Raw genomic sequence first — 21678 nt, 5'->3', positions numbered from 1 at the left:
TTTGCCCCCTATATCGTCACTAAAGGGATAGTCCCTGCACTGTTGTGTTTTATACCGGATCAAGGGGCAGTTTTTTTACATGCTTATCGGATTTATTGCCAATCTCGTTATATTCATTCTGTTACTCATTGCACTTGCCAGAACGGCAAAAACAGGCTGGAGTCTTTCACGTCGGGTTTTGATCGGACTTGTTATTGGCGTAATCTTCGGAATCATATTGCAGTCCATTTACGGTCTTAACAATGCGCAATTAAAAAAATCCATCGAATGGTTTAATATCGTTGGCAACGGTTATGTCCTGCTTTTGCAAATGATCGTTATGCCGCTGGTTTTTGCGTCCATTCTTTCTGCGGTCGCCCGTCTTCATTCGGCTTCGTCACTTGGCAAAATCAGTACAATCACCATAGGCATTCTTTTGTTTACCACATTGATTGCGGCTTTTGTCGGTGTGATGATAGTCAATCTCTTTGGCCTTTCGGCTGAAGGCCTTGTTCAGGGAAGTGCCGAAAGTGCAAGGCTGAGTGCTATTCAAACCAATTACATGTCAAAAGTTGCCGATATGAGTGTTCCGCAACTCGTCCTTTCTTTCATACCCAAAAACCCGTTTGCCGATCTCACAGGTGCCAATCCTACGTCCATTATCAGTGTCGTTATTTTTGCAGCGTTTCTTGGTGCGGCGGCTATTCGCCTGATGAAAGACAATCCCGAAAAAGGAAAAGGCGTCATTTCGGCAATCGACACGTTGCAGGCCTGGGTTATGAAACTGGTTCGCCTTGTCATTTTGCTTACCCCCTATGGCGTTCTTGCTCTTATGACAAAGGTTGCAGCCACCTCCAATGCCGAGGATATTCTCAAATTACTGGCATTTATTGTTGCTTCCTATCTGGGGCTTGCAATTATGTTTTGCATTCACGGATTGCTGCTCGGACTTTCGGGCATTAATCCACTGCGTTTCTTTTCTAAAGTTATGCCGGTATTAACATTCGCTTTTACCAGCAGGTCAAGTGCCGCCAGTATCCCCTTGAACATTGAAGCTTTGACCGAACGCATAGGCGTTCCGCAATCGATTGCCGGTTTTGCAGCATCTTTCGGTGCCACAATAGGTCAAAATGGTTGTGCCGGCCTCTATCCGGCAATGCTTGCCACCATGGTAGCACCGACTGTCGGCATCAATCCGCTTGATCCTGTCTGGATTGCGACACTCGTCGGTATCGTCACATTAAGCTCGATCGGCGTTGCGGGTGTTGGTGGTGGTGCAACCTTTGCAGCCCTTATTGTTTTGCCGACAATGGGCTTGCCGGTTACACTTGTTGCATTGCTCATCTCTATCGAGCCATTGATCGACATGGGACGCACGGCTTTGAATGTAAATGGTGCAATGACGGCCGCAACAATTACCAGCCAGATTTTACACGAAACCGATAAATCGGTTTTTGAATCCGACAATGATAAGGAACTGACCAATAGTTGAGGAAGCGAACTACCCGTCATAAAAACGGTTGCGCGCGAATTCCTCTTTATTGCCTGAGAAAAGCTGTACACGCTTGATCCAGTTTTTAAAGATAAATGAAAGTTTATCGAATGCGCTATCAATGGGCCGATTTATCTCCCAGAACATCAACAAGAGATATTGTTGCTGTTCCCGGACGAGCCGGTTTTTGCTGGCTTTTATCCGGAGCCCACCCCGAAAGCCAGATAAATGAAAAACTTGCACGGATACGACCATCATTATCGCTAAAACGGTCCGCATAAATTTCGGCAACACGCTGAAAAAATCTCCTGCTTACCGGACGATGGGAACGACCGATCAGCGCATTCTGCATCCCCATAGCACGCAAATCATCAATAAGATGAAAAACCGTATCATAACGCACAGTCAAATTTTCCACGTCGCTCACCGGCATTGCAAAACCGGCTCTTTGAAGCAAGGCTCCGGCATCCCTAATATCAACGAACGGGTAAATCCTCGGACTGGCTCCGCCGTAAAGTTCATTTTCAGCTTCAAGCATAGATTCCCGTAATTCGCCTAATGTCCCCGCTCCGGCCATAACCCCCAGAAAAAGGCCATCCGGTTTCAAACTGTTGCGAATCTGGGTCAGTACTCCTGGAACGTCATTCGTTATGCTAAGTGACAAAAGCGAAATAGCAAGATCATAAGCCCCGGCCGGCAAATCTATAATTTCCCGATCACGCCGCAAAAAAGCGTGTTTGCCATTCGTATAACGGTCGTCACTTTCAACACTATCGACACTAGAAACTTTTCCCGAATTGACGAGTGCTTCGGCTCCTGCTCCGGTATGGCCGAAAAGGTCTACAGCATGACTGAACTTCCGGTCAACCGTCTGCAACCTTTCCTGTAATTCCTCGGTAATACGTCTGAGTAAAAAATCGCCTTTGTTACCGTAACGCGTAAAAGCGCGGTTTCGGAACTGTTCAATTCTATTCTGGTCAAAAATAAGAAAATCTGTCATTATCTGCTATAGCGTGTTTTAGCCGTCATCAATTATTCTGGAAAGATTGACGGACCCGTCCGTAATCATTGATCAGAATAAACCCAAACAGGTCGTTTTAACAATATCCCGGGAATTTTCATTGCAAATGCAGTCATTTGTCTAAAAAGGTCAAAAAGATTGTTAAAGGCACAATATCTCGATCGGAAAACTTTGGTAAAATTCGGGGAACATGTCATGAATGTGCTGTTTCCTCCGACATGTCCGGGATGTGGTGCTTTTGTCGAGAAAAGCGGTACGATATGCGCAGAATGCTGGCAGAAATTACACTTTATAACCAAGCCTTATTGCCCCGTTATGGGAACGCCATTCACTTACGACCCGGGAGAAGGTTTTTTAAGCGGGGAAGCTTTGCAGTCACCTCCCCCGTTTCAACGTGCGCGCTCGGCCGTTGCCCATTTCGGACTTGCTCGCAGCCTTGTTGCACGGCTTAAATATGGAGACCGGACAGATCTTGCACCGTCCATGGCCGAATGGATGATCATTGCGGGCAAGGAACTTCTTGATGACGCCGATGTCATTGTGCCTATTCCTTTGCATTACCGCCGTTTTTTAAAACGTACATATAATCAGGCTACAGAGCTTTCCCGGCATATTGCCAAAAGAAGCGGAAAACCGTTGCAACCATTTCTTCTCAGACGGAGAAAGAACACCCGCCAGCAAGTGGGACTTCTCAGGAAAGCCCGTCAACGGAATATGATCGGCGCATTCCTTGTTCCGGAAAAGGAAAAAGCGAAAATCAAAGACAAACACGTTCTGCTTGTGGATGATGTCTTTACCACCGGTTCGACTGTCCGCTCCGCAACAAAGGCACTTCTGCGAGGAGGAGCCAAAAGTGTTGATGTACTTACCTTTTCACGCGTATTGCCGGAATTATATGAAGATCCGACCTCTTGAGGAAAAATCGAAAGGCACTTATATAGCGACAATGGAGAAGAAAATGCCGCATGTAACGATTTACACCCGTCCCCACTGTCCTTATTGCGAGAGTGCTATCGAATTGTTGCAATCAAAAAACGTTCAGTATGAAGAAATTGACGGTTCCGGTGAAAGACGCGCAGAAATGGTAAAACGTGCACAGGGTCGCAATACTTTCCCGCAAATTTTTATTGGTGAAAGACATATTGGTGGTTGCGATGATCTTTATGAGCTTGAAAGAAGCGGCAAGCTCGACACACTTCTTTCCGGCGAAAAATAATGATCCGTTTTTCGCTTCATTGTGATCATGCTCACGAATTCGACGGTTGGTTCCGGAATAATGATGATTTTTTAAATCAGAAAAAAGCCGGCCTCATTCACTGTCCTATTTGCGACTCAAACGTCATAGATAAAACTTTGATGGCTCCTGCGGTTTCTACGTCCAGAAAACATGGACAGGTCGGAATGGGGCTCAATCAAGAGCAAAAAAGAATAATGGAAGAAATGCGCAAACTTACCCGTCAGGTGCGCAAAAATGCCGAATATGTCGGTGACCATTTTGCCGAGGAAGCAAGGCGCATTCATTTCAAGGAAGTTAAAGAACGTCCGATTTATGGCGAGGCGAGTTCGGAAGAGGTTTCATCGCTCGTTGATGACGGCATTCCGGTCATGCCGCTTGCACCTCTGCCGGAAGATGAAAACTGATCCTCCGGCAAATACCCGGTTATTTCCAAATTTTATGCTTATTTCAGCCGGCGGGCCAACAACATATAGTTGACATCCGTATCTTTCGACCGGTTCCAGCTATCCTTGAAGGGATTATAGGTAATGCCCAATTTGTCTATCACTGTAAGGCCGGCAGTATTCAGCATTTCTGTAATTTCGTCGGGCGTCAGAAACTTGTTATAATCGTGTGTTCCTTTCGGTAACCACCGTAAAATATATTCAGCTCCGATAATAGCCAGTCCCCACGATTTCAATGTCCGGTTCAGTGTTGCAACAAACATAAGGCCTTGGGGCTTCACCATTCTGGCACTTTCTGACATGAAGAGATCAACATCGGAAACATGTTCGACCACTTCCATATTGAGGACAACGTCGAATTGTTCTCCGGCTTTTGCCAAATCTTCGGCTGTTGTAGCACGGTAATCTATAGTCAAGCCTGATTGAGTCGCGTGAAGTTTTGCCACTTCAATATTGGTGGTTGAAGCATCGGCACCCACGACATCGGCACCAAGACGCGCCATCGGTTCACAAAGAAGTCCACCACCACAACCAATATCAAGAAAACGTATTCCTTTTAAAGGTTCGGCATCCTTGGGATCGCGGTCGAAAGCCTCACAAACCTTTTCCTTGATATAGGAAAGGCGTGCCGGATTGAATTTATGGAGAGGGCGGAATTTTCCTTGCGGATTCCACCATTCTGCGGCAATGCGCGAAAAATGATCTACTTCTGCCTGATCTATCGTGGTACGTTGGGCTTCTGCCATAGGGGGCTCTCCTATAAGATTACATTTATGAGTTCTGTCTTAAATGGGGCAAAGTCAAGAGACAAACAAGTAAATATGTCAGTCTTGCGTAAATTCTCAATATTGGCTATGTCAGCATAGCCGTAAGGCCTATCGGCTCGGCGTTGGAACAGTTTAAAAAATTAGAGGCAAGAGTTGTTTAAATGGCGCGCATAGTCATGAAATTCGGTGGAACTTCCGTCGCCAATATCGAGCGCATCAAAAATGTTGCGCGCCACGTCAAACGTGAAGTTGATGCTGGCAATGAAGTTGCTGTCGTTGTCTCGGCAATGGCTGGTAAAACAAACGAGCTCGTCGGTTGGACACGTGAAGCCTCCCCGATGCATGACGCCCGCGAATATGATGTCGTTGTCGCCTCGGGTGAACAGGTAACCGCCGGACTTCTGGCTATTACCCTACAGTCCATGGGAATCAATGCGCGCTCATGGCTCGGTTGGCAAATTCCGATCGAGACAGATAATGCTCACGGTGCTGCACGCATTACAAAAATCGACGGTTCGCAATTAATCCAGCGTTTTAAAGAAGGACAAGTTGCTGTCATTGCGGGTTTTCAAGGCATCGGACCGGATAAACGCATTACGACACTTGGCCGCGGCGGGTCGGATACCAGCGCGGTTGCGATAGCCGCCGCCGTCAAAGCGGATAGATGCGATATCTATACCGATGTTGACGGGGTCTATACGACAGACCCGCGAATTGACCCCAAAGCGCGTCGTCTGCCGAAAGTAGCATTCGAGGAAATGCTGGAAATGGCTTCTCTTGGTGCCAAAGTTTTGCAGGTGCGCTCGGTCGAACTTGCAATGGTTCATAAAGTACGCACATTTGTGCGTTCGAGTTTCGAGGATCCCGATGCTCCGGGCATGGGGGACCCTATCAATCCACCCGGAACACTCATTTGCGACGAGGATGAAATCGTGGAACAACAGGTTGTCACAGGCATTGCTTTTGCCAAAGAAGAGGCACAAATTTCTTTACGCCGTTTGGCAGATCGACCGGGTATTTCGGCAGCAATATTCGGACCATTGGCCGAAGAACATGTTAATGTCGATATGATCGTACAGAATATTTCGGAAGACGGTTCCAAGACCGATATGACATTTACTGTACCGGCAACCGACATTGACAAAGCTGTTGCAACCCTCGAAGCCAACAAAAAAGAAATCGGCTTTGATGTTATCCAGTCGGAAACAGATCTCGCAAAGGTTTCAATCATCGGCATAGGTATGCGTAGCCATGCTGGTGTTGCTGCAACAGCGTTCAAAGCATTGGCTGAAAAAGGTATCAATATCCGGGCGATCACGACATCTGAAATCAAGATTTCAATTTTGATCGACAATGCCTATACCGAATTGGCTGTACGAACCTTACATACGGTATATGGCTTGGATAAAGGCTAAGGGATGAACCTACCGGTTTGTCTTGGGAATAATAAAGCGGGTTGACCTTTAACTATCATGAGCATGAGACTTAACTATCATAACGGGAGATATGATAAATTATGCGGGAGACCCATGTAGGCCCCAAAGTTATTCTGAAGCGGCTACGCGAGTTTATGGCACGCGCCATGGACTCACAAGAACGACTTGACCTTATTGTTCGTGAAATCGCTCACAATATGGACGCCGAGGTTTGCTCCTTCTATGTTTTGCGTTCCGACAATATGTTGGAACTTTATGCGACAGAAGGCCTTAATCCCGGTGCTGTCCACCTTTCGGAATTACGTTTGGGGCAAGGTCTGGTGGGAACCATTGCAGCCACTGCCCGTCCGCTCAATCTGACAGACGCAAGAAAACATCCGGCATTCGCCTATCTTCCCGAAACGGGTGAAGAAATCTATTCGTCATTTCTCGGTGTTCCAATCTTACGCGCCGGTCGCACCTTGGGTGTTCTTGTTGTCCAGAACCGCAATAAGCGTGGTTATAGTGACGAGGAAGTCGAAGCCCTCGAAACAGTTGCCATGGTTCTTGCAGAAATGGTTGCAGCAGGTGATCTACCGAGGCTTACCCGTCCCAATGTCGATGTTGACATGCGCCGCCCGTTCACACTTGTCGGACAATCACTTAACGAAGGCATCGGCCTTGGTCATATTGTTCTTCATGAACCGCGACTTGTCGTGACCAACCTCTTCAATGAAAATAGCAATGCGGAAATCGAGAAGCTCACAAAAGCAATCAACTCGTTACGTTTATCAATTGATGACATGCTTTCAAGAAGTGATGTAGCAAGTGAAGGCGAACACCGCGAAATTCTTGAAACCTATCGTATGTTTGCCAATGACCGCGGCTGGATAAGGCGGCTTGAAGAAGCAATCAAAAACGGTTTGACTGCGGAAGCGGCAGTTGAAAAAGTTCAAAGTGATACACGTGCACGCATGGTTCACCTGACGGATCCCTATTTGCGTGAACGATTGTCAGACTTTGACGATCTCGCCAATCGCCTGCTTTATCAATTGATGGGGCGCACGCGCGAAACAATCAATGCCGATTTACCGACAGATTCAATTATTGTCGCCCGCTCGATGGGGGCGGCCGAATTATTGGATTATCCGCGGGAACGTATTCGTGGCCTTGTATTGGAAGATGGGGCCTCTACAAGCCACGTAGCTATTGTTGCGCGTGCCATGTCAATACCGGTTGTGGGGCAAGTCAAAGGGGTCGTGTCTCTATCGGAAAATGGCGACCCTGTGATAATTGACGGTGATGATGGCAAAGTTTACCTGCGCCCTATAGCGGATGTTGAAAGTGCTTTTGTTGAAAAAGCGCGGTTTCGTGCCCGTAAACAAAAACTCTATCGTGATTTGCGGGATGTGCCGGCCAATACCAAGGATGGCCGCCACATTACCTTGCTCATCAATGCCGGTCTCCTCGTCGATCTACCACAACTTGATGAATCGGGAGCGGAAGGCATTGGCCTTTTCCGCACTGAATTACAGTTCATGATTGCCTCGACATTTCCTCGCGCCCACGAACAGGAAAAACTCTATCGCAATGTCTATAAGGAAATTGGCGACAAGCCGGTTACTTTCCGGACGCTCGATATCGGTGGAGACAAGGTGTTGCCCTATTTCCGCAGCAAAGGGAAAGAAGAAAACCCTGCCCTCGGCTGGCGTGCTATCCGCCTGACACTTGACAAACCCGCATTGATGAGAACGCAATTGCGCGCTTTGCTGAAAGCCTCCGGCGGACGGGAATTACGTGTCATGCTGCCAATGGTGACCGAGGTCGGCGAAATATACCACACGCGCAAACTTATCGATCGGGAGGTTGCTTATCTTACGCGTTTTGGTCATGCAATGCCAACGCGGCTGAAATTGGGGGCTATGGTAGAAGTACCGGCGCTCTTGTTCCAGCTTGATGAACTCATGCGTGTTGTTGACTTTGTTTCCGTCGGCTCCAATGATCTTTTTCAATTTATGATGGCAATTGATCGGGGAAATTCTGAGATAGCCCATCGTTTTGATCAACTTTCTGCCCCGTTCTTACGTGCTTTACGCAAAATTATCGAAGCAGGTGAGCGCAATAACACGCCGGTGACCCTCTGCGGTGAAATGGCCGGTAAACCATTGCTTGCTTTGGCACTTTTGGGACTTGGCTTTACCCGCATTTCCATGACCCCGTCAGCCATCGGTCCAATCAAGGCCATGTTGCTCAGGCTTGATATCGGAGATTTACAAAAAGCATTGCTCGCCGAACTGGAAAAAACAACAACGGCAACATTGCGATCCTGGCTGATGAATTATGCCGAAGCAAATAATATCGCGTTATAAATCCGAGATTTACCGGTCTATTTGATCTAAAGCCGTTTGCTATAGTCTGTTTAACTTTTCTGCTCTGTTTTGATGATCGCCAATCGTTCGAATGATCGGTTCCCTCTATTTCAAAGCCGGTCCTTTTGTTACCCTATAGGCTTTCAAATCGAGGGACTTTCAACAAGGGGCCGACCATACAAGCATCTTCAAGACGTTTTGAAGCAATGGAACGGCACAATTTCGACTTTTTGCGACTTTCGCTCACTTTAGCGCACAAAGGCCCCATCCCCCCTTTCCGAAAGGGAATATGCCAAAAACCGTTTTCTACCCGATAAATCTTTTGGTCTTCGAGATGTTCCTCTTTACCTCGTTGCACCGTACCACAAGATTTCTTGGCGGCTTGGAAACTGCTTCAAGTTTTGAAGGTTATTTCAAGTCGGCATGTTTTGCTTCATTGCCTGTCCGCTTCATAACAAAATAGCAAACAAACATTACCACAATCCATATGATACCGACGATGAGTGCAGGTGCTGTATCTTCAAAAAATCCGAGAAGCACAATGATAAAAATCATGAAAAGGATAGCAATGATTGGACCCACCGGCCAGAACGGAATTTGATAACGCAAGTTTTTCTGTTCGGCTTTTGACATTTTAAGTCGCATACAAACTTGTGAAAGCAAAATCATCAGCCAGACAAAGACTGTCGCAAATGTTGCCATAGCAGCGATCAGGAAAAACAGTTTGTCATGGACAAAATAATTGAGCACCACGCCAATAACCAACACACAGAACATTGCTAAAACCGACAACACCGGAATTCCGTTTTTTGAAACAAAATTGAGTTTTTTGGGGGCATGACCATCTTCGGCAAGGCCATGCAACATGCGGCCCGCACCGTATAAGTCGCTGTTGATGGCAGAAATTGCAGCAGTTATCACAACAATATTGAGGATATTGGCCGCATATTTGATACCAAGACTTTCAAAAATCGTAACAAACGGGCTGCCTTCAAGGCCAATCTTGTTCCAGGGATAAAGCGACATCAAAATAGCAAGCGTTGCTACATAGAAAAACAGGATACGGAATGGAATAGCATTGATTGCCTTTGGAATATTCCGGTCGGCATCTTTCACTTCGACAGCCATAAGGCCGATAATTTCAATTCCACCGAAAGCGAACACAACCACACTGAAAGAAGCAATAAAACCTTCCCAGCCATTTGGCATAAAGCCGCCATTGCTCCAAAGATTATGAATACCGGTTGCTTCATGTGTTGCTGTACCGAAGCCGAATAACATAATTCCGAAACCGGCAATGATCATGGCTATAATGGCTCCGATTTTGACGACGGATAGCCAAAATTCCATTTCACCATAAATTTTGACAGCGGTGAGGTTCAAACCGGTTATGACAAGAGTGATACCGAGCGTCCATAACCAAGGCGAAACCTCGGGAAACCAGAACCCCATATAAGTTGCAAAGGCGGTAATATCGGCAAGACAAACGAGTACCATTTCAAAAACATAGGTCCAGCCAGTAAGAAAACCGGAAAACGGGTTCATATAATTGGAGGCATAACGGCCAAATGAACCGGGAAGTGGATTGTGAAGAACCATTTCACCCAGCGCCCGCATGACCATGAAAGCCATAACACCTGAAATGCAATAAGCCAGAAGGACACTGGGACCTGCTACTTTAATGGCTCCGGCCGAGCCATAAAATAATCCCGTGCCGATAGCAGAACCAAGAGCTATAAAAAACACATGCCGCTTGCTCAGGCCTTTTTTCAGTGAACTGTTCTGCATTTCCCGTCTCTCCATGGCGCTATATTGAATGTGTTAGGCAAAAGATGATGAATATTCAAGAAAGAAAGAAAACGATTATGCGATTGTAACAAGATAATGAAAATATCGGTCCGAATAATATTGCCTTTATGACAGCTTGGAAAACCGGTGCGGTGTTTTTTGGAACTTTCATTTAATCTAAAAAACCGGTCTTCTAACCATTATAAAACTCGCCAACAATTTGTCTTTTTTCTAAAATCGACAAAAGCTCGCAAATAAATGAAATTCTTTAAGAGATAAAATCGGATAAAATGACCGAATTTCGCTCATTTTTTTGAAAAATATCCGGAATTACGGCCATCTCGGGGGATCGAGCCTTTCCATTTTTTCAATCCAAAGTTTTTTTGCCATTCAGGATACTGTCAGTTTTAGCGCTTAGATAGCAGATCAAACAAGGATTCTGCGAATGCGCAAAACTCGAAAACTGACAATTGCCGTTCTTGGCTGTGCAACATTGTTTTGCAGTGGTTATTATTTGAGCGGGAACGGCTATCTGAACCGTTATGGCGAGCAACGGATGATGCTTGACGTCACCCCTCCTCCCTTTGGAAGTGCCGAGCAACAACGCGATGAAAAAATTTTTTTGAAAACCCGTAACTATACAGGCAGTGCACGTTGGCAACATGCAATAAACGACGCTAAAGCAACTCAAGCAGAGCTTATTCAAAGCTTTAGCTGCGCGACGGGCCACCAATTAGACCCGAAAAATATGCCGAATTTTGTCAAGCTTTTTACCAAAATCGATGAAGACGCAGAAAGACTGACACGACAATCCAAGAAAGAATTCAAGATTCCTCGTCCTTATATCGCTTATGGAGGCGCTTCTTGCGCGAGACCTTCAGGTTACGATTATCCGTCCGGTCACGCCATGGAAGGATGGACAGTTGCACGCTTGCTGGTTGAATTTTTCCCTGAAAGACGCGCAGCCATTTTCACCCGTGCGCGCAGTTTTGCTGAAAGCCGCGTTATTTGCGGCGTCCATAGTGTTAGTGCCGTGGAAGTTGACGAACATTATTCGGAAAGACTTTTCGAACGCTTGAAAAAACTTAAGACCTTCCAAAATGATCTGTCCATTACACAAAGTGAAATGGAAAAACTGAAAGAATGGTCTGACAAAAACGGCAAATGCGAAAAATTTCCGGCCGAATATGTCAAACCGTTTTCTATCAGAACGTCTTTTTCCTATTCCTATCCCGCTCATGTTGTGAGGTGACACATGTTTCGCACCATTTTGAAATATCGCCCTGCAATCAGTAGCGTGGCTCTATCAATTATCGTTGCATTTTACATGCTTCTGATTTTTAACCGCACGTTCTGGCAACATGTTTTACAGGCCTTCAATTATGATTTTGCGCCGATTATGGCGATTGCTGTCGGTGTTGCCTGTTTGTTTATTGCACTCACGGTAACTTTTTCGGTTAAATATCTTATCAAGCCGGTTTTTATAATTTTCATTATGGTGGGAAGTATCGCAAGCTGGTTTACGGATGAATTCGGAACAATTATCGACCGCGATATGATTGCCAATGCTGTAGAGACCACTTCGGCAGAAGCGTCCAACCTGCTTACACCTGCATTTTTCCTCCATCTTGTATTAACCGGCATTGTTCCTTGCTTGCTTATATTGTGGATAAAAATCAAACATTTTCCACTCGTAAAGAAGGTACTTGTCAATCTCTCGATTATTGTCCCCTGCTTGTTGATCGCGGTTTTTTGCACGTTGATTACATCACGTCAGTTGATTTCAACATTACGCGAGCACAATGAAATAGTGCGTATTGTCAACCCTATTCTTCCTATCGGTCATGCTGTAAAATATGTGACCCGCAGGGAACATGCGAAAATACGTGTTTTCAAACAAGTAGGGCTTGATGCCAAAGTAGTGCCATTCGAACCGCAAAACAATCGTCCGCGCGTTACCATTGTGGTTGCCGGCGAAACAGCACGGGCAGAGGATTTTTCGCTGCAAGGCTATGATAAAGAAACCAATCCGGAATTAAAAAAGCGGGATATAATCTATTTCCCGAACACCACTTCATGTGGTACCGCGACAGCACAATCGCTTCCATGCATGTTTTCACCCTTTCCTCGCAAAGAATTCTCGATAGCTCGCGCTATATCAACCAATAGTCTTCCGGATATTTTGAAAAACGCCGGAATTAACGTCGAATGGTGGGAAAATAACACCGGCAGCAAAGGTGTTGCAGACCGCGTCAACAACGTATCTTTCTATGGGCTTAAAGATCCCGAATTCTGCATTGAAGGCGAATGTCAGGACGGCATAATGCTCGAAAAACTCGGGCAATGGCTTGATAATATTGACCATGACAGTGTGTTGTTTATCCACCAATTAGGTAGCCACGGTCCTGCCTATTTCGAACGTTATCCGGAAAAATTCAGACATTTTCGGCCAGACTGCAGAAAGACTGTCTTCAGCGAGTGCAAGCCGGAAGAAATCCGCAATGCTTATGACAACACTATTCTCTATACCGATTATTTTTTGAGCCAGATTATCGATGCGTTAAACCAGCGCGCGGGCAAATTCGATTCTGCTATGATCTATATGTCCGACCATGGCGAATCTCTGGGCGAAAACGGTCTATATCTACACGGTATGCCCTATTCGATTGCACCGAAAGAGCAGACACATATTCCATTTATTTTGTGGATGTCCTCGCCCTTTGCAAAGACGATGAACCTCGATTTGGGATGTATACGCAAAGATGCCGAATCTAAACAAATGTCACATGACAATCTTTTCCCTTCCGTCTTGACCATGATGAATGTTAAAACAACATTAAAGGATGACCGGCTTGATCTCTTCAGATCATGCCAATCCAGTCAGATAGCCTTGGAAAAATAAAACATGCGCGTATTGCTGATTGAAGATGACAAATCGCTCGGACGCGCGGTGCGTGACCACCTCGTTAACCAGAACAACGCGATCGACTGGGCGGAAAATCTTGAAGATGCCTATGCAGCCGTTTCGACCACGCGTTATGATTTTATATTGCTTGATTTACGTCTACCGGATGGAAGCGGACTGGATTTTCTGAAAAATATCCGAACGAAGAATTTAACGTCGCCTGTGGTAATATTGACCGCGCACGACCAGATTAGCGAACGGATAGAAGGTCTAAATAGCGGTGCTGATGATTATATTGTCAAACCGTTCGACCTTTATGAACTCACCGCCCGAATTGGTGCTGTCGCCCGCAGAACAAATGGTCTTTCAAAATCGGAAATAAAAATCGGCTCTATGACTTTGGACATGGAAAATAAACGGATTTTTATTGACGATAAAGAAGTCGAATTGAGTGCCCGTGAATGGGCCATTATCGAACATATGGCGAGCCACCCGAATATGCTTGTCACCAAAGCACAGATTGAAGATACAATCTATGCATTCGGTTCGGAAGTCGAAAGCAATACAGTTGAAGTCTATATAAGTCGTTTACGCAAGAAAATCGGTAAAGACCGCATCAAGACACATCATGGTCGCGGGTATAGTCTATGTTGAATTTCAAGCAGAAGGAGAAAAGTCTCACACGGCGGGTTATCGTTTCAGCGACCTGTGCCAATCTGGTTTTCTGGGTTATTGCTTGTCTCATGGCAGCTTTTGTCATGTATGAGGAATATGGGGAATCTTTCGATGGCACACTGCAGGTAACCGCCGAACGTCTTCTTCCTCTCGCTTTGGAAGATGTGCGCGACAATGACAAAGATTCCGACCTTCTCGTTAGAACAGACAATCACTCGACACCGGCGGAATACACAACATATCAGGTCCTTGACCGCGATGGAAAAATGGTCATGCGTTCGGAAGATGCGCCTGCTAATCCCTATGGAGTACCTCTCAAAACCGGTTTTTTTAAAACAAAAAAATGGCGGGTCTATTCCCTCGTCAGTCAGGATGGCGATTATCTCATTCAGGTTGCCGACCGACTTTCCGAAAGGCGGGAAGCCGCCCGCGAGGCTATGACGGCAATGCTCATACCTGCTTTACTTCTCATCCCGCTCAGTATGCTTGCAATCGGTTTTATTGTTCGCAACCAATTGCGTCCGATAAAGAAATTGAGTGAAACGATTGCCAAAAAAGACACGGGCAATATGCAGGCCATACGCTCGCAATCCATGCCGGAAGAATTTCAGCCCATTATCGGTTCGGTCAATAGTCTTTTGGAGAAATTGAAATCGGCGCTCGAGGCAGAACGATCTTTCACATCTAATAGTGCGCATGAAATACGAACACCTATCGCGGCGGCTTTGGCGCATACACAGGTTCTTATCGAAGAAACCCCCAAACGTTATCATAGAAGAGCAAAAGAAGTGGAAAATGCTCTACAACGTTTACGTCGTTTGAGTGAAAAACTGCTTCAGCTTGCTCGTGCAGACACCCAACTTGGAACGAGTGAAAAACTTGTCGATCTCATCCCCTTTATTGATGCCGTGGTTGAGGATTTCAACCGTGCCAATCTGACAAAGGGAAGACTTGTCACACACTATAATACCGATGTTCTCGACAAACATCTTAATGGAGATGCTTTCGGCGTTATTGTGCGCAATTTACTTGAAAACGCATTGAATTATAGTTCGGAAGGTTCATCTGTCGATATAACAATCAATCCGGACAATATTATCATATCCAATGATTGCCCTGTTGTTCCCCTTTCCAAACTGAAATTGTTGAGCCAACGTTTCTACCGTGGAGACAATCATAAAGAAGGCTCCGGCCTTGGCTTGTCTATTGTTGAAGCTTTGGAGAAAACTATGCCGATCAAAATTACCTATCGGTCTCCAAGAACCGGAAGCTCACAAGGTTTCGAAGTAACAATCGATCTCTGAGAAAAATAGCGGAGCATCGCTATCAATCTATTGAAAAACTACTGCCAATATGGATATAGGCGACAAGTTGCCGAAGTTTTTTCATTGACGATGAGTATATCATCAATGACGGGCATTTTGCTTCTATCTTTTGCACTGTGGAACGGGGATTTTTTACGTCAAACACTCTCTGTTTTTGAATTTTGAGGTCTGCTCTTTCGTTATTTCTTAAAATAATTCTCTTACCTTATCCCTTTTAATCTTGTTTAAAACTTTGATATTTTGGTTCAATTTATTGAATATTGAATTTGTAAAATATATAAAAATTACGGTTTTTTAGGAAAAGCCGAATTTGTGATACGTCTATTTCAAGTTTCACAATCCGTAATGAACATTCAATATCTATCCATCCGGGACGCATTTCCAATACCCACTTTAGTATGAGCGTCTAAGTATCTGGAAATAAAAAATTCAATCAAAACACTGTTCCAGTCAGACCATATAATGAAGGAACTGTTGATGATAAAGTTTCGTAGCCGTAAAAAGAAATATACCTCCTTTTCTTTTAAAGCCATCATCATTTGCGGCACCGCTGGGTTTTCATTCTATTCTGGCACTTTTCCTCTTTATGCGAATTCGGTTTGCAATGTTGGTTCCAACTGGTCGGGCGGAGAGGCAGCTATTGATAATACATGCACTGTTACAAGTGAAACATTCAATCCGCAAAAAAGTGATAACTATGTAGGCGCAGCGCTGGTTTCCGGAGCCGGAAACAAACTTGACATCAAAGGCGATCTTTCCTCGCTTGCACAGGGAAAACGCGGTGTAAGTGAAGAACTGAACCGGCTTGGAGATCTTGATAGCAGTACAAATGGCAAAACCCGTCTTTCAATGGGAGCCAAGAATGAAATCACGACGATAACTGATAGTGGCGGACAAGTTTCTACCGTAAATGTTTATCCGGATCAGTCTTTCGAAGTTTCCGACTGGGGGGATGCGAAATATCTGACGCCTGAACAAGTTGATGATAATCAATATATTAGCGCCGGTTTCGGCAAAGCTGAAAGTGGCGGAGAGTTAACCGTTGATCTGGAAAATTTTAAAGGAAACGGTTTTTTAAACCCCAAAAAAACCGTTTATCTCGCTCTTAAGAATTCGAATTTGACATGGGCAGATGGAGAAGGCAGTGTTGTAAACTGGGCATCGAAAAATTCATTTGAATCCCGCGCTTATACTTTAAACAAAGATGCCATTGTCCGTGAAATTTCAGTTCCTGTTTTTCCTTATTCATTTACCGGGTATGATGGAACAACCCGTGTAATTAGAAATGTCGAGGAGCTAAAAGCCTACAATCGGGAACTCGTCAACGCTTTGCAAGATAAGAGGTTTCCCGACCTAAAAACCCAACAGGCTTACGATAATGCATTCGCTGCTGCACAACCGACATTCATATCAGTGCCTATAACAAGTCTTGGATCCACAATACCTGACAATGATAAAATTTTCGAAGATCAAGGCAATACCCGTGCTATGTATGCGAGTAACGGGGGAAAAATTGTTGTTACTTCGACAGGTCAAATTGATGTCGGCTTTGACCCGGCAACGATGTCGGGAGCACTCGTTGCAGAAGGGGGGAGTGAAGTTTTAATCGAAAAAGGCGGAATTGTTTCGGCACGCGGAAATTCTGCTGTTATTCTGGGTTCAAACCGCGACCCTAACGACGAGAACAGCACTCATACGACTGGCAACAATTACGGTGTCATCAATTCCGGATTTCGCGAATCGGTTGTACATGAGACGAACGTCAATAATAGTCAAAATGACAAAGAATTTTATTCAGGTTCGGCTGTAGAGGCATTTTACGGTGGCACATTTCATAATGCAGGAATAATAAATGTTGCTGTCAGCCGTTCGAATGAACAATCAACTGCATATAGCAACGGAATTTATCTTCATAACTCCGGCATTGCAACGAATGACGGCATTATCAATGTTGGCGTTAACAATGACGGCCTGCCGGGAAAAGTTGCCGGAGTTGCCATAGACTCGCTTTATTCAAGTTTCACCAACAATTCTTCGGGAACTATTTATATCGGCAGGGCCGCTCAATATAGCAATACCGATATTGTGAGTGATACAACGAACGCCAATAATACCCAATTTTACGGCATTATGGCTTCAAGTAATGCAACAGCGACAAATAATGGCTCTATTGTTATCGGTAAAAACATGCAAAACGCGGCCGCTATGGCTGCCGATATTCCGATTGAAGCTGAAGACTATCACGCTCTCAAACTGGTCAATAATGGTACGATAGAGATAAATGGTGCAGCAGTCCCGACGAATGGCAGCGCTACGGCACGCAACTACGGGATGAAGGTTGTTAACAACGGTACAATCGTAAAAAACGGCAACAATATTATCAATAATGTCATCAATAATGGAACGATCAAACTTAACGGGATTAATGGTGTTGGTGTTTACGTTCTTTCAACAAAAGTGCAACAAACAGGTATTAATGATGCAACCGCAACATTGACCAGCACCAGTCATGTGGTTGTTTCGAGCTCCGCACAAACTGACAAATTGATACGCAATTACGGCGTATGGGTCGAAGGACATCCTGATGACACGCACCGTGCAAAGGCTTTTATTGATGGTTCCATCGACCTTACCGGTGATGGTGCTGTAGGGGTTTACGTTCGTGATGGCGGTTACGCAAGCGTAACAGAAAATGCAAATCCGACTTTTGTAACGGGTAAGCGACAAATCGCGTTTTATGTCTATGGCGCAGGAAGCCAGATTGAAAATAGCGCCAGGAACATGGAAGTGAATGCGGATCAATCCAATCTATTCCGGATGGATGGAGGTGCCAGCTTTTATGGCCATGGCGAGAATTTGACGGCATCCGGAGAAGATAGCGTCATTATTGAAGGTTCCGGTACGGATATCAATGGGAGCCAAACAACGATCGAAACCAGAGATGCTCATCTTACCGTTAATAAGAAGGGAGCTGCCGCTGTTTTTATTAATGGTGGTGCCATAGGCCAAATCAGTGCTGAAGATCAACTTGAACGTAAAATTTATCTTACCGGAGAGGGAGCAATTGGCGGCATCGTGGACGGCCGTTACCATTTGATCGATTCAAGCTATACAAATGAAGAATATAGTTCAACAAAACTCACCAATTATGTGGATATCACAACCAACGCCAAAAACGTGACCGGTTTCATCACGCGCAACAGTGCCCTTCTGGTCAATCGCGGCACCATTGACATGACAAACGGCACTAATGCTACCGGAATCCATGTGATTGAGGGTGGGCGTCTGGAAAATTATAAAAATATTAGCGTCGCCAATGGAATCGGACTCCATATTGAAGGATTGGCCGGCAGAGACACGCAGGCAAACATTGTTAACACCGGTAAGATAACTGTCAATGATGGAATTGCCGGTATTTACCTCGAGAAAAACGCTTTTGTGAACGCTTCCGGAAATCTTGGGGAAATCAATGTCTTCGGAAGCGCCCACGGTGTTTTGTTAAATTCGGATGCCAAAGGGATAATATTGGGCGGTGACAAGATAACGGTCGGAGCCGGTACAGGGAACGGGGTTGAGAATAATATTAGTTCGACAGAGGCTGATTTTGCGGCAGCTATAGCTTTCAACGGCTCTGTTATCAATGTGGGAGGGAGCGGCTCCGGTATACGCACAGCAGTCGGTCTTGTAACAGGTTACGTTGATGAAAGTGAAACATTACGTGCTTCCACGGTGACAATCAATGTCGCAGCCAACGGTGTTGGCTATGATTTCCGCAATGCACAATTGAATGGCCCTATTTTAAATTCCAATGCCATTATAGGGTCTGGCTACAAAATCAATGTCACCGGGAACGCAACCGGTATACGCACCAATACAACAGGAATTGTAAAAAACTATGCAACTGTGACGATGGATAATAATGCCACCGGCTCCGGCTGGTTGGCAGGAACCTCTTCATTATCTGAAAATGCCGGAACAATCCAATCCGATACTGAAAATGCCCTGTTGGTCAATTTAACGAACAGGTCAACAAATTCGCCTGACGGAACCAAATTTATCAATAGCGGGCGTTTACTTGCAAAAGCCGATGATGTGCTGGCCGTCAAAGGCAGTCAGAATGGCGATACACTTGTTTTTACAAATCCTTTGTCCGAGGTGCGGGGGCTTGTACATGCTGGCGACGGAAAAGATAATCTCATATGGTCGGGCGGCACTTGGTCTGGCGGATTTGATATGGGCGGAGGAGACGGCGATCAGGCGACCATTGCTAATATAGCTGATACCGGTAACTTCAAACATGCATTGGCCGGCAATGGAAACGACAAAGAACTTACCCTTTCCCGTAGCATTATTAAAGGTGGTTCATTTACTGCCGATGATCTCGCACGGGGTGTCAACTTCGGCGATAATTGGAGGAAAATAAAACTTGCCGACGGCGCAAAACTTACATTAACCGATGATATAAAAAGTAGAGATAATCTTGATTTTCTCATTGAGAACAATAGCGTATTGGCTATCAACCACAATGATTATCAAGGAAATAACTCTGCTCCCACCATCTTTAGCGAAAGCGCGGTAAGAGCTTCCTCGAAGGTTAGTCTTACCAATGGCGGTATAATCGATATGGGAAGCAGGAGTAATGACAATATTATAGACAAACTGATTGTCAAAGGTGATTATATCGGAAACAATGGTGGAATTCGCCTTAACAGCGATCTTAATGGCGACGGCGCCGCTTCTGACCGGCTTGTCATTGACGGCGGAACCGCTTCGGGAAAAACGAAACTTTATATCGATGATTTAATTGTCGGCAGGTTAAGTAAAAAAACCGCATATGAGGGCATAAAAGTCGTTGACGCAATCAATGGCGCAACAACCGGAGAAGACAGCTTTGTTATCGGTAGCGGCTGGGGACGTGGATATCAACGTGATGACGGTATCATGGCCGTTGCCGGTTCCGACACTGCTTATGCCTATTTGCTGAAGCGTGGACCGGCAAAAAAATCCGGTAACCGCGATGTTTATGGGGACGATGAATTCACTTATGACTGGTATCTTCGCTCGCCGGAAGACACCGACAACCAAGGTGAAGGAAATAGTGGCACTGGCGGCGGTGATACAGGTGGAGGAACCTTGCCCACCAAACCTTCTTACGGCCCTTCGGTTCCTCTTTATGAAGCTTATCCTCAAGTGCTCACAAGTCTCAATCGTTTGTCGACGTTGCAGCAACGAGTTGGTAACCGCTTTTGGACGGACGGAACCGATAATATAGTGAATGAAGTTCATCTTTCTGATCAAGCCTCGAAGCTTATTGAACACAGCGGTTTTTGGGGCCGCATGGAGGGAAGCACAGGCAAAGTAACCCCCTCACATTCGCCGACAGATGAACATTATGATCTTGATCTATGGCGCATGCAAAGCGGGATTGATGGTGCACTCGTCGAAAATGCCAACGGAATCCTGATAGGATCTTTGAGCGGTCATTTCGGTCGTGCAGAAGCGTCTGTCCGCTCCGATGACGGGCACGGCAAAGTCGAGGCGGAAGGGTATGGTATAGGGGCTGCAGCCACATGGTATGGCTTCAATGGCAGCTATGTCGATTTACAATCGCAAGCCACCTGGTATGAAACCGATTTCAATTCCAAGAATTTTACCCGTTCGGATACAAAAAACGAAAACGGTTTCGGCTACGCTCTTTCGGCAGAGGCCGGTCATCGGTTAAAATTGACGGAAACATGGGATATAACGCCGCAAGTCCAACTTTCTTATTCGTTGATAGATTTTGACAGTTTTCGCGACGGCTTGAATACAAAAGTATCTCTGAAAGATGGTGACAGTCTGGAAGGCCGTGCCGGTGTCGCTTTCAGCAGAGATAAAACGTGGATATCCGATAGCGGAGACCGGCGTCGCACACTCCTATATGGCATAGGCAACCTTTACTACGAGTTTCTTGATGGATCGAAAGTGAATGTTTCCGGCACTTCGTTCCGGAATGAAAATGAAGATTTTCAGGCCGGACTTGGATTGGGTGGCAGTTATAATTGGAATAATGATAATTGGTCACTTTATGGCGAAACGAATATACGCGGTGCTTTCAAAAATATCAGCGATAATTACAGCTTTAGCGGCACAGTAGGTGTAAGAATTAAATTCTGAATTTGAAGAAGGATTGTTCTTTATCTATGCGATGGGGAATAATCCTTGAAGCCCGTTCCGGTTGAAAAACCGAAAACCTCTATTATTCTGAATGCTAATACCCCCA

General features: G+C 45.4%; 14 protein-coding genes. 11 read left to right on the top strand and 3 right to left on the bottom strand.

Translation table 11 applies throughout. The features are described from left to right. Positions 1-79 precede the first annotated feature (79 nt). Entirely contained in the window at positions 80-1471 is a 1392-nt protein-coding gene (locus H3S82_RS04410; RefSeq protein ID WP_198232707.1) for an L-cystine transporter, read from the top strand. A gap of 118 nt (positions 1472-1589) precedes the next feature. Here the strand turns inward: H3S82_RS04410 and H3S82_RS04405 are convergent, their stop codons facing one another. Further along, complete coding sequence (locus H3S82_RS04405) at positions 1590-2471, bottom strand: methyltransferase domain-containing protein (protein WP_198232706.1); 882 nt, start codon at positions 2469-2471, stop codon at positions 1590-1592. A 216-nt stretch (positions 2472-2687) separates the two neighbouring features. Here H3S82_RS04405 and H3S82_RS04400 point away from each other — a divergent pair, with 216 nt between their 5' ends. Genes H3S82_RS04400 through H3S82_RS04390 form a run of 3 tightly spaced genes read left to right on the top strand, consistent with a single transcriptional unit; the run spans position 2688 to position 4133 of the window. After that, the gene (locus H3S82_RS04400) at positions 2688-3407 is read left to right on the top strand and encodes a ComF family protein (protein WP_078040330.1); all 720 of its coding nucleotides are present in this window, start codon (positions 2688-2690) and stop codon (positions 3405-3407) included. A gap of 43 nt (positions 3408-3450) precedes the next feature. Next, positions 3451-3708 carry a glutaredoxin 3 gene (gene grxC, locus H3S82_RS04395; protein ID WP_078040329.1) on the top strand — a complete coding sequence of 86 codons (258 nt, stop codon included), beginning with the start codon at positions 3451-3453 and terminating at the stop codon, positions 3706-3708. After that, the gene (locus H3S82_RS04390; protein WP_198232705.1) at positions 3708-4133 is read left to right on the top strand and encodes a DUF1178 family protein; all 426 of its coding nucleotides are present in this window, start codon (positions 3708-3710) and stop codon (positions 4131-4133) included. The genes grxC and H3S82_RS04390 overlap by 1 nt, the downstream gene beginning before the upstream one ends. A 38-nt stretch (positions 4134-4171) precedes the next feature. Here the strand turns inward: H3S82_RS04390 and ubiG are convergent, their stop codons facing one another. Then, entirely contained in the window at positions 4172-4918 is a 747-nt protein-coding gene (ubiG, locus tag H3S82_RS04385) for a bifunctional 2-polyprenyl-6-hydroxyphenol methylase/3-demethylubiquinol 3-O-methyltransferase UbiG (protein WP_198232704.1), read from the bottom strand. A 182-nt stretch (positions 4919-5100) separates the two neighbouring features. On the opposite strand from ubiG, the gene H3S82_RS04380 reads away from it, so the two are divergent. Both H3S82_RS04380 and ptsP read left to right on the top strand, forming a co-directional pair. Further along, positions 5101-6354, top strand: coding sequence for an aspartate kinase (locus H3S82_RS04380; RefSeq protein ID WP_077970667.1), 1254 nt, complete (start codon positions 5101-5103; stop codon positions 6352-6354). Positions 6355-6455: 101 nt separating this feature from the next. Beyond that, complete coding sequence (gene ptsP / locus H3S82_RS04375) at positions 6456-8723, top strand: phosphoenolpyruvate--protein phosphotransferase (protein WP_198232703.1); 2268 nt, start codon at positions 6456-6458, stop codon at positions 8721-8723. 408 nt (positions 8724-9131) lie between these two features. Here ptsP and H3S82_RS04370 read toward each other — a convergent pair whose 3' ends face one another. After that, on the bottom strand, positions 9132-10511 hold the full coding sequence (locus tag H3S82_RS04370) for an amino acid permease (protein ID WP_198232702.1): 1380 nt from the start codon (positions 10509-10511) through the stop codon (positions 9132-9134). 445 nt (positions 10512-10956) lie between these two features. Here H3S82_RS04370 and H3S82_RS04365 point away from each other — a divergent pair, with 445 nt between their 5' ends. From H3S82_RS04365 to H3S82_RS04345, 5 genes are all read left to right on the top strand, one after another. Continuing rightward, entirely contained in the window at positions 10957-11763 is an 807-nt protein-coding gene (locus H3S82_RS04365) for a phosphatase PAP2 family protein (RefSeq protein ID WP_077970664.1), read from the top strand. A gap of 3 nt (positions 11764-11766) precedes the next feature. Continuing rightward, the gene (locus H3S82_RS04360) at positions 11767-13413 is read left to right on the top strand and encodes a phosphoethanolamine transferase (protein WP_198225158.1); all 1647 of its coding nucleotides are present in this window, start codon (positions 11767-11769) and stop codon (positions 13411-13413) included. Positions 13414-13416: 3 nt separating this feature from the next. Continuing rightward, entirely contained in the window at positions 13417-14070 is a 654-nt protein-coding gene (locus tag H3S82_RS04355) for a response regulator transcription factor (protein WP_198232701.1), read from the top strand. Beyond that, entirely contained in the window at positions 14064-15395 is a 1332-nt protein-coding gene (locus tag H3S82_RS04350; protein WP_198232700.1) for an ATP-binding protein, read from the top strand. The genes H3S82_RS04355 and H3S82_RS04350 overlap by 7 nt, the downstream gene beginning before the upstream one ends. A gap of 498 nt (positions 15396-15893) precedes the next feature. Further along, positions 15894-21572 (top strand): autotransporter outer membrane beta-barrel domain-containing protein, encoded by a 5679-nt coding sequence (locus H3S82_RS04345; protein ID WP_198232699.1) that lies wholly within the window; start codon positions 15894-15896, stop codon positions 21570-21572. Positions 21573-21678: the final 106 nt, after the last annotated feature.

It is taken from the genome of Bartonella sp. M0192, from assembly GCF_016102305.1.
Classification (GTDB): domain Bacteria; phylum Pseudomonadota; class Alphaproteobacteria; order Rhizobiales; family Rhizobiaceae; genus Bartonella; species Bartonella apihabitans.
Note: the sequence above shows the minus strand (reverse complement) of the source record. Positions and strands in the feature narration are given on the sequence as shown.

Bases quoted from the DNA above. Each gene is read 5' to 3' on its own strand.
- H3S82_RS04410 (WP_198232707.1), top strand. From the start codon at position 80: ATGCTTATCGGATTTATTGCCAATCTCGTTATATTCATTCTGTTACTC.
- H3S82_RS04405 (WP_198232706.1), bottom strand. From the start codon at position 2,471: ATGACAGATTTTCTTATTTTTGACCAGAATAGAATTGAACAGTTCCGA.
- H3S82_RS04400 (WP_078040330.1), top strand. From the start codon at position 2,688: ATGAATGTGCTGTTTCCTCCGACATGTCCGGGATGTGGTGCTTTTGTC.
- grxC (WP_078040329.1), top strand. From the start codon at position 3,451: ATGCCGCATGTAACGATTTACACCCGTCCCCACTGTCCTTATTGCGAG.
- H3S82_RS04390 (WP_198232705.1), top strand. From the start codon at position 3,708: ATGATCCGTTTTTCGCTTCATTGTGATCATGCTCACGAATTCGACGGT.
- ubiG (WP_198232704.1), bottom strand. From the start codon at position 4,918: ATGGCAGAAGCCCAACGTACCACGATAGATCAGGCAGAAGTAGATCAT.
- H3S82_RS04380 (WP_077970667.1), top strand. From the start codon at position 5,101: ATGGCGCGCATAGTCATGAAATTCGGTGGAACTTCCGTCGCCAATATC.
- ptsP (WP_198232703.1), top strand. From the start codon at position 6,456: ATGCGGGAGACCCATGTAGGCCCCAAAGTTATTCTGAAGCGGCTACGC.
- H3S82_RS04370 (WP_198232702.1), bottom strand. From the start codon at position 10,511: ATGCAGAACAGTTCACTGAAAAAAGGCCTGAGCAAGCGGCATGTGTTT.
- H3S82_RS04365 (WP_077970664.1), top strand. From the start codon at position 10,957: ATGCGCAAAACTCGAAAACTGACAATTGCCGTTCTTGGCTGTGCAACA.
- H3S82_RS04360 (WP_198225158.1), top strand. From the start codon at position 11,767: ATGTTTCGCACCATTTTGAAATATCGCCCTGCAATCAGTAGCGTGGCT.
- H3S82_RS04355 (WP_198232701.1), top strand. From the start codon at position 13,417: ATGCGCGTATTGCTGATTGAAGATGACAAATCGCTCGGACGCGCGGTG.
- H3S82_RS04350 (WP_198232700.1), top strand. From the start codon at position 14,064: ATGTTGAATTTCAAGCAGAAGGAGAAAAGTCTCACACGGCGGGTTATC.
- H3S82_RS04345 (WP_198232699.1), top strand. From the start codon at position 15,894: ATGATAAAGTTTCGTAGCCGTAAAAAGAAATATACCTCCTTTTCTTTT.